Source organism: Nocardia sp. NBC_01009 (assembly GCF_045208035.1).
Lineage (GTDB): Bacteria > Actinomycetota > Actinomycetes > Mycobacteriales > Mycobacteriaceae > Nocardia.
Map to the genome: position 1 here is coordinate 1,179,355 of NZ_CP108695.1, position 12,677 is coordinate 1,192,031.

10 protein-coding genes are annotated in these 12,677 nt (G+C 68.1%); 3 read left to right on the forward strand and 7 right to left on the reverse strand.

Annotation, left to right across the window (positions count from 1 at the left end; genetic code table 11):
- The first annotated feature begins 52 nt into the window (after positions 1-52).
- Positions 53-1,465, forward strand: coding sequence for a hypothetical protein (locus OHA42_RS05300; RefSeq protein ID WP_406235038.1), 1,413 nt, complete (start codon positions 53-55; stop codon positions 1,463-1,465).
- A gap of 381 nt (positions 1,466-1,846) precedes the next feature.
- Here the strand turns inward: OHA42_RS05300 and OHA42_RS05305 are convergent, their stop codons facing one another.
- On the reverse strand, positions 1,847-2,491 hold the full coding sequence (locus OHA42_RS05305) for a WHG domain-containing protein (RefSeq protein WP_406235040.1): 645 nt from the start codon (positions 2,489-2,491) through the stop codon (positions 1,847-1,849).
- Between the two features lie 91 nt (positions 2,492-2,582).
- On the opposite strand from OHA42_RS05305, the gene OHA42_RS05310 reads away from it, so the two are divergent.
- Positions 2,583-4,748 carry an MMPL family transporter gene (locus OHA42_RS05310; protein WP_406235042.1) on the forward strand — a complete coding sequence of 722 codons (2,166 nt, stop codon included), beginning with the start codon at positions 2,583-2,585 and terminating at the stop codon, positions 4,746-4,748.
- Positions 4,749-5,514: 766 nt separating this feature from the next.
- Here the strand turns inward: OHA42_RS05310 and OHA42_RS05315 are convergent.
- Complete coding sequence (locus OHA42_RS05315; RefSeq protein WP_406235044.1) at positions 5,515-6,522, reverse strand: stage II sporulation protein M; 1,008 nt, start codon at positions 6,520-6,522, stop codon at positions 5,515-5,517.
- Positions 6,523-6,564: 42 nt separating this feature from the next.
- On the opposite strand from OHA42_RS05315, the gene OHA42_RS05320 reads away from it, so the two are divergent.
- Complete coding sequence (locus tag OHA42_RS05320) at positions 6,565-7,359, forward strand: RDD family protein (RefSeq protein WP_406235046.1); 795 nt, start codon at positions 6,565-6,567, stop codon at positions 7,357-7,359.
- An 18-nt stretch (positions 7,360-7,377) separates the two neighbouring features.
- Here the strand turns inward: OHA42_RS05320 and OHA42_RS05325 are convergent, their stop codons facing one another.
- The 5 genes from OHA42_RS05325 to OHA42_RS05345 all read right to left on the reverse strand — a co-directional run bounded on the left by OHA42_RS05325 (position 7,378) and on the right by OHA42_RS05345 (position 12,591).
- Positions 7,378-8,691, reverse strand: a complete 1,314-nt coding sequence (locus tag OHA42_RS05325; protein ID WP_406235048.1) for a DUF58 domain-containing protein — start codon at positions 8,689-8,691, stop codon at positions 7,378-7,380.
- A gap of 3 nt (positions 8,692-8,694) precedes the next feature.
- Positions 8,695-9,681, reverse strand: a complete 987-nt coding sequence (locus OHA42_RS05330; RefSeq protein WP_406235050.1) for an AAA family ATPase — start codon at positions 9,679-9,681, stop codon at positions 8,695-8,697.
- A gap of 355 nt (positions 9,682-10,036) precedes the next feature.
- Complete coding sequence (locus OHA42_RS05335; RefSeq protein WP_406235052.1) at positions 10,037-11,122, reverse strand: DUF4129 domain-containing protein; 1,086 nt, start codon at positions 11,120-11,122, stop codon at positions 10,037-10,039.
- On the reverse strand, positions 11,119-11,985 hold the full coding sequence (locus OHA42_RS05340) for a hypothetical protein (RefSeq protein ID WP_406235054.1): 867 nt from the start codon (positions 11,983-11,985) through the stop codon (positions 11,119-11,121). The genes OHA42_RS05335 and OHA42_RS05340 overlap by 4 nt, the downstream gene beginning before the upstream one ends.
- 60 nt (positions 11,986-12,045) lie before the next feature.
- Entirely contained in the window at positions 12,046-12,591 is a 546-nt protein-coding gene (locus OHA42_RS05345; protein WP_406235056.1) for a TetR/AcrR family transcriptional regulator, read from the reverse strand.
- Positions 12,592-12,677: the final 86 nt, after the last annotated feature.

Consider the following 12,677-nt stretch of genomic DNA (forward strand, 5'->3'; position numbering starts at 1 on the left):
CGCCGGATCGGATTCGATCGAAGGCCACGCTGTGGAACGGAAGGATGACCGGATGCGATCACCGCTGATTCTCCTGGCCGCCTGCGCACTAGCGCTCGTGCCCGCGAGCACCGCCGACGCGGCGGGGCAGTGGGGTCCGCTGGCGCCGCCCAACCCGCATCTCGGGCCGCTCGGCACCGCGACCATGCACGGTGACGCCGGCTCGTCGGACGCGACACCTTTGGCAGGCCCTGGACCCGGCAACGTGTCGGTGGGCGTTTATCCGCTTGCGGCGGCGTGTCCGACGCTGCTGCAGGGCTCGGACGGACTCGTGGTCGCGCTGTGCACCGCGATCGCGGGACAAGCTCCGGTCCTACACCTGCTCGATCCGGCCGGTGGTGCACCACTCGGTACCTCGCTGGCTTCGCTCACCTTGGCCAAGGGCAGTCTGCTCGGCGGCGTCTACGCCTACCTGGACAACGCCGACCGGCTGGTGGTCGTGGACGGGAACCGCACGTTGCTGCGCGTCGCCCACACCCGTGATGCGGCAGGCGGGTGGCGGCTCGCGGTCGAGTCGTCGACCGATCTCTCCTCGGCAATTCCGGTCGGCGACAACGTCACCGGGCTCGTTCCGGATTGGTCCGGCAATGTCTGGTTTGCTACCGGCAAGGGCCTGGTCGGACTGGTTGCGCCCACGGGTCGGGCGGCGGTCGTCGCGCTGCCCGCGGGCGAGCAGGTCGCCAACAGCATTTCCGCGGCACCGAGCGGGCGCATCGCCGTCGCGACCACGCACGCCCTCTATGAATTGCGGGCCGCGGCGGGACGACCCGAGGTGCTCTGGCGTGCGGCCTACGATCGCGGCCGGGCGCGCAAGCCCGGCCAGCTCAGCTGGGGAACCGGTTCCACGCCTACCTATTTCGGTCCGAACACCGGCGCCGATTTCCTGACGATTGTGGACAACGCCGACGGCCGGGTCAATGCGCTGGTCTTCCGTTCGGGCAGCGGCCAGTTGGTGTGCACACAGCCGGTGCTCACGAAGGGCGGTGCAGGCAGCGAGAATTCACCGATCGGCATCGGCCGCTCGCTGTTTGTCGCCAGCACCTTTGGCTATCCGTATCCCGCTGTCCCCGAGGGTGCGGGCCAGGCGGTTCCGGCCACCGCGCCGTTCATCGGCGGTATGACTCGCGTCGACGTCGACGACGCGGGGTGCCACACGGTCTGGGAGAACACGGTGCGCAGCGCCGCCGTTCCGCATCTATCCACAGTCGACAGTGCGATATACACAGTGACGCGAATCGGTCTCGACACCACGACGCCGCTGGACGGTTACGCCTTCACAGTCATCGATCCGGACACCGGCTCCGTCACCTCGAGCAGGCCGCTGCCCGGTACCGCCGTCGACGACCCGCTGCAGACATCGCCGCTGGTCACCCATGGTGGCGAGGTCCTGCAGGGCACGATCACCGGGATACTGCGCATCCGTTGACACGCCGCCGCACGGCCATTCGATGCTGAGGATCCACGGCCGGCACCCTGTGAATCGTTCCCGGTGGACGTGCCTGTGGATAGTGCGGCACAACACTTTTGGTCTCGACCGATGATTGAGACTTTCCACAGGCCCTGTGCATACCTGCGTGACACCTGTGAGTGGTTGTCGAGTGTGTGGACCGCTCAGTGCAGTGCTTGTGGATACACGCCCAGATTGTGGGCTCGAATGCGCGGCAGTGACGTTCGGCCGCGCACCGGGCGTCACGAGTCTGCACAGGCTGTGCCGTGCTGAGTCTGCACAGCCTGTGCGATAGGAGATTTCGCAGTAGCCCGGCCCGCCGGCCTTCGAGCTCGCTCCGATACCCGATCGTGCAGGGGATCAGCCGGAGGCGTTCGGGCCGGTGGCGAGTCCACGCTGGATGATGGCGAGGGTGTGGGTGATGGCCTGTTCTCGTGCGGCGTCGTCCAGGCCGCGGATGGGCCCTTCGACCATCAGTGCGGCAAGTCCGTGCACCATTGCCCACGCCGCGATGTCGGCATCGGGGCGGTGTGCCGGATTCATGTAGCCGATCTCGACGAGCTCGTCGAGCAGTGCGGACAACAGGGTGAACGCAGGCGAGTCTTCCGGTGCTCCGTCGACGGGGCCGGTTTCGCAGAAGGCGGTGCGGAACAACCCGGGTTCCGCTCTGGCGAAGGCGATATACCCGCGGCCGACCGCATTCAGGCGCAAGATCGCGTGTGCCTCGGGGCCAAGGGATTGCACACCGGTGGACATCGCCCCGAACAAGCTCTGCTGTGCCTCGGCCTGCGCCGCGCCGAGCAGTTGTTCGTGATTGGTGAAGTGGCGGTAGGCCGCGGTCGGCGTGACACCGACCAGCCGGGCGGCCGCGCGCACGGTCACCGCCTCCGGCCCGCCGGTTTCCGCGAGCTCGGCGGCGGCGCGCGCGAGCGCGTTGCGCAGGTCGCCGTGGTGGTACGGGCCTTCGCGGTGGCCGCGCTTGGTCGCTGATTCCGAGTTCGTCATCCTTTCGATGTTGACACCCGCACACATCCCGTGGCAAGTTAACACCCATCAAGTTTGCGACCGTAAACATTCTCGATCGGGGAGGCCCGACATGTTCGAAAGACTCGGCAGATTCACCGTCCGCCACGCCCGCTGGATACTCGTCGTCGGCGTATTCGCGCTGCTCGCGGGCGGTGTGGTCGGCGCAACCGCGTTCAGCAAAATGCAGCCAGGAGGGCAGGAGGATCCGCACGCGCAGTCCAGCGCCGCAACGAGCCGATTGGCGGATAAGTTCGGTGCGGACACCGACTACGTCTTCCTGATCGGCGCGAAGACCGGCACCGTCGACGACACCGGTGTCGCCGATCTCGGCCGGGACCTGGTGCACCGACTCGCGGCCGACAGCAGGCTCACCAATGTCGTCTCGTATTGGGAGACCGGATCGCCTGCGATGCGGTCCGCCGACGGAACCGCGGCCGTCATCCTTGCGGGCAGTTCGGCCAAGGCCGCCGCCGACAAGGAGAAGGACGCCGAGGCGATCGTCGAGGACTACCGTGCCGACGGCCCGGTCGCGCAGATTCGCATCGGCGGCAGCTCCGCGATCTTCCATTCGATCACCGAGCAGATCGGCAAGGATCTCGGTCTCGCGGAAGCCGTTGCAGTGCCTTTGATCCTGGCACTGCTGGTGCTCGCCTTCGGCAATGTGATCGCCGCGCTGCTCACCCTGGTCGTCGGCGGAATCGCCATTCTGGGTACCTTCGCCGAACTCGCGATCCTGGGCTCGGTCACCGATGTGTCGATCTACGCGGTGAACCTCACCACCGGCCTCGGACTCGGGCTCGCGGTCGACTACGGATTGCTGATGGTCAGCCGATTCCGGGAACGGCGCGCGGCAGGCGCGGAGCCGTCCGACGCGGTGGTCGCGGCGGTATCGACGGCCGGCCGCACCATCGTGTTCAGCGCGGCGACGGTGGTCGCGGCACTCTCGGCCCTGGTGATCTTCCCGCAGTACTTCCTGCGCTCGTTCGCCTACGGCGGGATCGGTGTCGTGGGCATCTCCGCACTGGCCGCGGTAGTCGTGTTGCCCGCGCTGCTCGTGGTGCTCGGTGCACGCACCGATGCCTGGCGGGTGCCCGGCGTCCGCGGGATCCGTGGTGACGCGACGCCGTTCTGGGCAGGCGTCGCCGGTTTCGCGATGCGCAGGCCGGCGCTGGCCGGCGTTCCGGTGGTTGCGGTGCTGCTGCTTGCCGCGGCGCCGCTGCTGAATGTGCAGTTCGGCACCCCCGACGATCGGGTGCTGCCCACCAGCGCCGAGGTGCGGCAGGTCGGTGATGCGATGCGCGACGATTTCGGCGGCGGCGACGCCAACGCGCTGTCGGTGGTCACGACGGCCGGGGTGGCCGCAGGCCCGCTTGCGGACTACGCGCGCACCCTGTCACTGGTGGAGCACGTCACACAGGTCGATTCCAGCGCGGGCACTTTCGTGCGCGGCGCACAGTCCGCGACCTCACCCGCCGATGCCAGGTTCGCCCGTCCCGAGGCGCAGCGGTTGGCCGTGCTCACCGACCTGGACCTCAACTCGAGCGCCGCTCGTGAGCTGGTCGACAAGGTGCGCGAGGTGCCGAGCCCGGCCGGGGCGAGCGCCTTGGTCGGCGGGCAGGCCGCCGAGCTGCGCGACAGCCTCGCCTCGATCGGGTCGAAGCTGCCCATCGCGATCGGCTGGATCGTGCTGACGACCTTCGTGCTGCTGTTCCTGTTCACCGGCAGCATCGTGCAGCCGCTGCGCGCCCTGCTGTCGAACGTGCTGAGCCTGGCCGCGACCCTCGGCCTGATGGTGTTCATCTTCCAGGACGGCCACCTGTCCGGCCTGATCGGTTTCACACCCGCGCCACTGGACGTGTCGATGTTGCTGCTGTTGTTCTGCATCACCTTCGGCCTGTCGATGGACTACGAGGTGTTCGTGATCAGCCGGATCAAGGAGTTGCGCGACCATGGCGTGTCCGCGGGTGACGCGGTCGTCGAGGGCTTGGCCAGGACCGGCAGGCTCGTCACCACCGCCGCGGCGCTGATCTCGATCAGCTTCCTCGCCTTCACCACCAGTGATGTCCGGTTCATCCAGTTCTTCGGACTCGGTGCGGGTTTGGCGATTCTGATCGACGCGACGCTGGTGCGTGGCGTGCTGGTGCCGGTAGCGATGCGCCTGCTCGGCCGGGCCGCCTGGTACGCCCCGCGGCCGATGCGGTTGGTGCACGCTCGGGTCGGTCTCGCCGAGGCCTGACCGAGGTTCGTCGGACGGCCCTCGCGCTCGGTGCGCGGGGGCCGTCCGACGCATTCCCGGGTGTTGTCGGCAGCGCGGTGAAACATCTGCCACTGTGCGGATTTCGCTTGATTCGAGCGCGTTCTCGGAGGTGATGAGGCGAAGATCACACACGGCTACATAGTTGCGGTCGCGCTGCTGATGGCCGCGGAGCCGATGGCATGAGCAACCACCTTTGCGCAACTGGTTATTTCTGATCTTGACGGGCCATCGGTATACCTACGTGCGGCACCTCATGGCACATATCTTGTTTATTACGCATTAAACAAACCTTGAGTCGCTTTCTGTTCATCCACTGTCCAGCTATCTCCATTAGTGGCCACTAAACACGCAGGTGGTGACGCATGTCTGGCGACCATGGAGAGATCTATTGAATGGCTCCAGCTAATCGTTCGGAGAATGTTTGATGCGCCGCGCGGTGGTTAAGGATCGCCGCGCGGTATCGCGTGGCAGAGATCCTTTGTGGGCCGGTAACTCGGCGCCCGCAGTGCCGCCATGGGTTAGCTGGAGTAGTGAAAAACCATGCGCCCACATGGGTTTGCTGGCGTGCTGCTTTATACGCTCGACCTCGGCGTGGAGGGTTGCGTGCGGATAACGATTGTGTACAGTTGACGGTAACGCTGGCCGCAGCTGAGCTGGACTCGCTGCGGCCAGCGGAACTCAAATGGGGGAGTCGAAAACCAGGCTGTAGCGCATCGTTGCTACCGATTGCCCGGAGTCATTTCACTCACCGTGTGCTCGGCGTTGTCTGCCAGCGATCCTCGGCAGGGTTCCCCACCACTACCACCTCCTGCTCGAGCGCCGCGCGCCGACCCGCGCCGAACACATAGACCAGGAACAAGACTTCGGCGACGAACCCGATCGCGATGCGCGCCGACGCCGGCAGCGGGCTCGGTGTGACGAAACCCTCCAGGAAGCCGGACACCAGCAGGACACCGACCAAGCCGAGCGCGATCACCGCGGTGGCTCGTCCCTGCCGCGCCACCGCCTCGAGCCTGCTGGCCCGACCCGGATCGATCAGCGTCCAGCCCAGCTTCAATCCCGCCCCGCCCGCCACGAAAACCGCGGTCAGCTCGAGCATCCCGTGCGGCAGGATGAACCCGAAGAACGAGTCGAGCCTGCCTGCCTCGGCCATGAGCCCGGCGCTGACACCCACATTGAGCGCGTTCATGAACAGCAGGTACACCGCAGGCAGGATCAGCACACCGGTGAACAACGCGATCGCCGACACCCACGCGTTGTTCGTCCACACCTGCGCGGCGAACGCACCCTGCGGATGCTCCGAGTAGTAGGTCTCGAACTTGCCGCCCGGTTCGGTGAGTGCGTCGGTGTTGTCAGGGAGCCCGAGTAGGTTGTGCGCCGCACCGGACCCTTGTACCCACACCGCGAGCCCGCCCGACACCACAAGGAACACCGCCGCGACGCTCACCCACCACGGCCAGGCCCGATAGACCGCCGCAGGGAACCGGTGGGTGCAGAACCTGCCGATCTCCGCCCAGGTATCGGCCTTGGTGCCGAGCACCTTGCCGCGCGCCCGCGCCAGCAATGCGCTGAGCCCGGCGATGAGTTCGGGGTCGGGACTGTGCGACTGCAACCGAGCCAGCTGCTGTGAGGTCCGCCGGTACAGCGCAACGAGCTCGTCCGCCTCGGCGCCGCTCAGCGATCGGCGTCGGGCCAGATAGTCCAACCGGTCCCAGGACCGACGGTGGGTGTAGCTGTACGCGTCGACGTCCATTGGTTGCCTCCCTCACCACTGGTCGGAAGAATGCTATTCGACATGGCTGAATTCACTACCGGCGAAGCGGTCGCGCTCGAGCTGCCGATCGCACGAATCCCCACCAGAGCGACTGCTTTCCTCATCGACGTCGTGGTGCAGTTCGCGCTGGGTTGCTCGCTGTTGTTCGCGGCCGCCGCAGTGCTGGCCGCCGCGGGCGCGGACTCGGCGTGGATGGATGTGGCGGTGCTGGTGGCGATCGTCGGGGTGCTCATCGGCTACCCGGTTGCCTGCGAAACCCTGATGCACGGGCGCACGGTCGGCAAGGTGATGATCGGCCTGCGGGTGGTGCGCGCCGACGGCGGACCGATCGATTTCCGGCATGCGCTCACCCGCGGCCTTGCGGGCGGCATCGTCGATTTCTGGGTCCTCGGCGGTTTCGGCGCCATCGCGGTGCTCACCTCGATGTGTTCTCCGAACGCGCGCCGCATCGGTGACGTGCTCGCCGGAACCGTTGTGGTGCATGCCCAGACGAGCCTGCCGCGGCCCGCGCTCGCCACCGCCCCGCCCTGGCTCGCAGGCTGGGCCGGACAGCTCGACCTCTCCGGCCTCCCCGAGGATCTCGCACTCTCGGTGCGTCAATACCTGACACGGGTCCGCACGCTCACTCCGGCCGTGCAGGCGAATCTCGGCCAGGCACTTGTCAGTGCGCTCTGCGAGCGGCTGCAGATTCGGCCGCCCCTGGGTTATCCGCCGGTGCAGGTGCTCGGCGCGGTGATTGCCGAACGCCAACGCCGGGCACTGCCTGCCGCACCGGCGGCTGTCTCACCGTTCACCATGGTCGCTATCCGCGGTTGATGTCTACCGCTGCGGCGCTCACATAGTTCCGGATTGCTTCAGTTCGAGGTACTCGTCGGCCAAGGCCTCCGGCAGGCGGTCCGGGGGCGCGGAGACGACCGCGATTCCCCTGCGGCGCAGCGAGTCCTGCACCAGCGCGCGCTCGGCGAGGATGGTCTCCGCGGTGGCGGCGAGGTAGAGGTCGGCGCTGGTGTCGCGGCGCGCGGCGGCCGCGGCGATCTCAGGGTCGGTGACGGAGACGATCAAGACCCGGTGCCGTTGGGCGAGCACGGGCAGCACCGGAAGCAGGTTCTCCTGCACCGCGGCGCCGTCGAGGCTGGTGAACCAGACCACCAGGCTGCGGCGGCGGGTGCGTTGGATGGTCGCGCGGACCATTCCCGCGCTGTCGGTGTCGACCAGGGCGGGGCTGATGCCCGCCATCGCGTGCATCAGCTTCAGCTGCAACCCTTTTCCACCGACACCGCGAACCTCCGCCCGGACCTTCCTGTCGAAGGCGAGCAGATCCACCGAATCGCCCGCCGCGGCGGCCAGCCCGCCGAGCAGTAGGGCGGCCTCGATGCTCGCGTCCAGTCGGGTGCCGTCGTCGATGTGCCCAGGACTGCCGACCCGGCCGGCACTGATGCGACCGGTGTCGAGCAGCATCAGCATGTGCCGGTTGCGTTCCGGACGCCAGGTGCGCACCAGCACGTCGGTAGCTCGTGCGGTGGCGCTCCAGTCGATGGACCGCACGTCGTCGCCCGGGACGTACTCACGGAACGAGTCGAACTCGGTGCCCTGGCCGCGCAGGTTCGCGACATTGCGACCCTCGAGATGTTGCAGCCGTTTCACTTTCGACTGCATCAGGCGTTCGCTGCGGAACGGCGGCAGCGCGCGCACCCGCGCGGGCACGCTGCGCCGGGTCTGCCGGCCCGCGACGCCCAACGGGCCGATCAGACGCAGCGTGACCGGGCCCGCCGCTCGATCGCCGCGGTAGGTCGGCGTGAGCGTGGTGTGCACGCGCGTCCGAGTGTTGTGCGTCAGATCCAGTCGGTGCGCGCGGTGTACGGCGCGTGCGCTGCCGGGCCAGTCGTCCCACAGGGTGCCGCGCACGGTGCGGGTTCCGCTGTTGAGCACGACGAGCTCCACCTCGGTGCTGCGGCCGAGGCGGACGACGGTCAGCGGTGCTCTGCTGAGAGTGAGGTCGCGCGGGCGCGCGACCGAGCCCAGATCGACGAGCACAGCGGCGGCAAGCGCACTCGTCATCAAGGCCACCCCGAGCCAGGTCGGCATGACGAAGACGACGAACAGCGCGACCACCGCGCCCGCGGCGGCCAGCCGACCGGTGACGACCACGAGCTACACCGGGACCGGGACCGACAGCAGCAGCGACGACATCACGCCCTCGGTCGTCACCCCGTCCAGCTCCGCCTCGGGTCGCAGGTGCAGGCGGTGTCGCAGCACCGCAACCGCCACCGATTTCACGTCGTCGGGCGTCACGAAGCCGCGCCCGTTGAGCCAGGCGAACGCGCGCGCGGCCGCCATCAGGGCGGTGGCGCCGCGCGTGGACGCACCGTGCTGGACGGCGGGCGAAGTGCGGGTGGCCCGGCAGATGTCCACGGTGTAGGCGAGCACCTCCGGGCTGATGGTGACGTGCGAGACCGCGGCCCGGCCTGCGGCGATATGCGCCGGTCCCGCGACCGGCCGCAGCCCGGCGGCGGCCAGATCGCGCGGATCGAATCCGGCGGCGTGCCGCTGCAGGATGCGGAATTCGTCATCGCGACCGGGCAATTGGATGTCGACCTTGAACAGGAACCGGTCCAGCTGCGCCTCCGGCAACGGGTAGGTGCCCTCCTGCTCGATGGGGTTCTGGGTGGCGACCACCACGAACGGATCGGGCAGCGGCCGTGGCTTGCCGTCGACCGAGACCTGGCGCTCCTCCATGGATTCCAGCAGCGCCGACTGCGTCTTCGGCGGGGTGCGGTTGATTTCGTCGGCAAGCAGCAGATTGGTGAACACCGGCCCGTGCCGGAAGGTGAACTCCGCCGAGTGCGGGTCGTAGATCTGCGAGCCGGTGACGTCGGCGGGCATCAGGTCCGGTGTGAACTGGACGCGGGCATGCTCGAGGTCCAACGCCGTCGCCAACGCCCGAACCAGCAGCGTTTTCGCCACGCCGGGAACACCTTCCAACAGCACGTGGCCGCGGCACAGCAGCGCGAGAACCAGGTACATGATCGCGGTGTCATTGCCGACCACCGCTTTACCGATCTCGGCGCGCAACGCGGCGAAGGCAGCACCCGCCTCTTCGGCGGTGGGGGTGTGGTTGGTGTTGGTCATGCTGGTCATCCGACCTCCTGTGTCGTGCCGGGGTTACCGCACCCCATCGGCGGTATGAGCGCTCGGCGACGATGCCCCATCCACCCTCCGGTGTCGTGTGGGTGATTCCGTAGCCCGGCCGCGCGGATGGGCGCTGGGTGGTGATGTCTCGTCCGCCCTCCGGCGTCGTGTGGGTGATTCCGTAACCCGACTACCCGGATAGGCGCTGGGTGGTGATGTCTCGTCCGCCCTCCGGCGTCGTGTGGGTGATTCCGTAACCCGACTACCCGGATAGGCGCTGGGTGGTGATGTCTCCTCCACCCTCCGGTGTCGCGCGGGTGATCCGGTGACCCCACCAGGTGGACGAGCGTTGGGTGATGATGCCTCATCCGACCTCCGCCTCGATCCATTCGAGTTGTGCGGCAACAAGATGCAAGGTGTCCGTGTCGGGCACCGGACCATACAGGGTCGAGCCGACCATGCTCGGGTCTGCGCCGATGCGCGTGCTGACTGCGGCGATCAGTCGGTCCGGAGTAGTTTCGGCGGTGGCGCCGAGGTGCGGGCGGATGCGGCGCAGGGTCGCCGCGCGCAGCTTCGACGCGACATGTTCGTAGTCCTTGGATCGGCGATACAGCGCGGCCTGCCCGGCGAGCAGTTCGTTCGCCGCGACCTCGACCGGCCGCGGCTCACCGACGAGCGCGCCGCGGCGGCGGGCCCGCCACCACACCAATAGCGCTGCGGCGATCAGGAACTGGAGTCCGCCGAAGGCGACCGGTCCAGGTAGTCGGCTGAAGATGGAATCCTGGCCTGCGCCGGCACCGGGTGCGTCGATGTCCGGGCTGTCGGGGTAGTCCGTCGGCGGCGGCATCCGCGGCGGTTTCTGCGGTGTCTGGGGGTCCGGCGCACCACAGGCGTTCAACATCGCGTAGAGCAGCAGCAGGAGTACGACCACGCCCGCGAGACCAACCCAGAACTTCGGGCTGCGAAGCAGTTCCGGCAGTGGGGGCCGTTGCCTGCGCGTTCGCGGCGGTTTTTCGGTGACCGCCACTTCGGCAGGTTCCGGTGCGGGCGGCGGCGCGGCGCCGGAGTATCGGTCGGCATATTCGAGGCTGCGGTATTCATCTTCGGTGGCGTGCCTGCCGCCGTAGACGATTTCGTCGAAACTGTAAGCGGCGGGATGGAGTTCGGTCGCGGCCTCGAGCGGTAGCACGGTGGTGGCGTCGTCGGCGGTCTCCCGTGCAGTGCGCGAGCGACGTACCTCGAGTAGGCCGCCCTGCTCGAGCCCGCGCAGCACGGCGCGGAAGCGTTCGCGCAGCGCGGCATCGAAGTCACGGTGCTCGGCGGCCGACTCGGCGGCGGCGCGATGATGCGCGGCCGCGCCGAGCCGAGGCGGCGGTGGGGCCGCCGGCTCGTGCACCGGAGGCCAGGTCTCGGGGGTGAGGTTGTCGGTTGGGTGCTCGGCGTCGGTCATCGTGCCTCCGGCACCCGAATATCGAGTCCCTCACGGCGGCAACGCCGATCCACATACGACACCACGCGTGTCGCCGCCTCGACGACCTCACCGAAGGCGACGATCAACAGCACCGCCGAGGTGGTGAGCACGATGACCTGCCAGCGGTGCGTGCCCGAGAAATCCGAGAGGAACCACGGGATGCCGAGCAGCGGCACGGCCAGCAGCACCATCAGGCCGCGCTGGCACAGCCACAGCCCCGCGGTCGGCCACTCCGCTCCGGCGACGAGCAGTTGCGAACGCGCCACCGCCGTGGCATGCGAGGCCCGCTCGACGAACATCACCGGCACCGCGACGAACCGCTGGGCCCGCAGATAACCGAGCCACAGCAGCCCGAGCGGGAAGGTGACGACAAGAATGCTGCCCAGCGCCAGCACGCTCACCCCGACCAGCGTGAACAGCACGTGGAACACCAGCAGGGGCGTGCCGACGGTCGCCGTCCTGCGCAGCGCGGTGCGCCACCCGATCGGGGATCCGGCGACACTGGCAAGCCCGATGGCGACGGTCAGCCCGCGCAGCACGAACCGCAGCAACCAGGCGCAGGCCGCCGTCGACAGGATCGCAGCCCATCGGGTGCCCTGGTCGGAGCCGTGCGTCAGGTGCGACACGCCAGCGGTGATCGCGACAACGATCAGCTCGGCGACGACCAATCCGACCACCGTCGAGCAGGCCAGTACGACGATGTTCGCCTGGATCAGCGCGAACGGCTCGTCGAGCAGTTCACGAAAGCGCAGTGGACGGATCGGCACCGTCGGCCCAGGTGACCCTGGTGATGGATGATCTCCCGCCCCGACGGCACCGGCCTGCTCGGCGGCTGGTTGCACGGGGCCGAGTCTAGAGCGTGCCGGGCGGCTTCGCCGGTAGCAGAGCGGGAACCTCTCCGCTCAGCGTTCGAGTAGGCGATCCACGACGGCCCGGTACCGCTGCGGCTCGATGGGCGGCAAACCGAGCAGTGCCCGCAGGTACACGCCGTCGCCGACCAGCCGGACGATGTCGGCGCGCACCGGGTCGTCGATTTCCTCGTCGAGGCCGGTCGACCAGGCGTTCAGCATGTCGGTGAGTGCCTGCTGCACCTCGTCGGTGTCCGGGCCTGAGCTGGCATCGATGGTGCGCATGGTCGCAAGCATGGATCGGTAGACCTCGAGTTCCACCGCTTCCGCGGTGTCGTCGGGGTTCGGGGTCTGCAGGTACCACTCGGCGACCGAGGTGCCGTGCGCGACGGCGTCGCCGAGGTGCTGTTCCGCGCGTTCGCCGAGGCGTCTGACCAGGCCGGCGAGTAGGGCGTCCTTGCTCTTGAAGTGGTAGAGCAGGCCGCCTTTGGAGACGCCTGCGGTCGCGGCGACGCTCTCCAGCGTCACCTGGGACATGCCCTTTTCCAGCAGCAGGGTTTCGAGCGCGTCCAGGATGCGGTCGCGGGTGGTTGCCGTCACTCGGATGACTATACCGACTGGACGGTAATGTAGATTTACTGTACCGTCTGGACGGTAAGAAGCCGCGACGAGAGTCGGGAAAGTCG

Excerpts from the sequence above, each read along its gene's own strand:
- OHA42_RS05300 (WP_406235038.1), top strand. The coding sequence starts at position 53 with ATGCGATCACCGCTGATTCTCCTGGCCGCCTGCGCACTAGCGCTCGTG.
- OHA42_RS05305 (WP_406235040.1), bottom strand. The coding sequence starts at position 2,491 with ATGACGAACTCGGAATCAGCGACCAAGCGCGGCCACCGCGAAGGCCCG.
- OHA42_RS05310 (WP_406235042.1), top strand. The coding sequence starts at position 2,583 with ATGTTCGAAAGACTCGGCAGATTCACCGTCCGCCACGCCCGCTGGATA.
- OHA42_RS05315 (WP_406235044.1), bottom strand. The coding sequence starts at position 6,522 with ATGGACGTCGACGCGTACAGCTACACCCACCGTCGGTCCTGGGACCGG.
- OHA42_RS05320 (WP_406235046.1), top strand. The coding sequence starts at position 6,565 with ATGGCTGAATTCACTACCGGCGAAGCGGTCGCGCTCGAGCTGCCGATC.
- OHA42_RS05330 (WP_406235050.1), bottom strand. The coding sequence starts at position 9,681 with ATGACCAGCATGACCAACACCAACCACACCCCCACCGCCGAAGAGGCG.
- OHA42_RS05335 (WP_406235052.1), bottom strand. The coding sequence starts at position 11,122 with ATGACCGACGCCGAGCACCCAACCGACAACCTCACCCCCGAGACCTGG.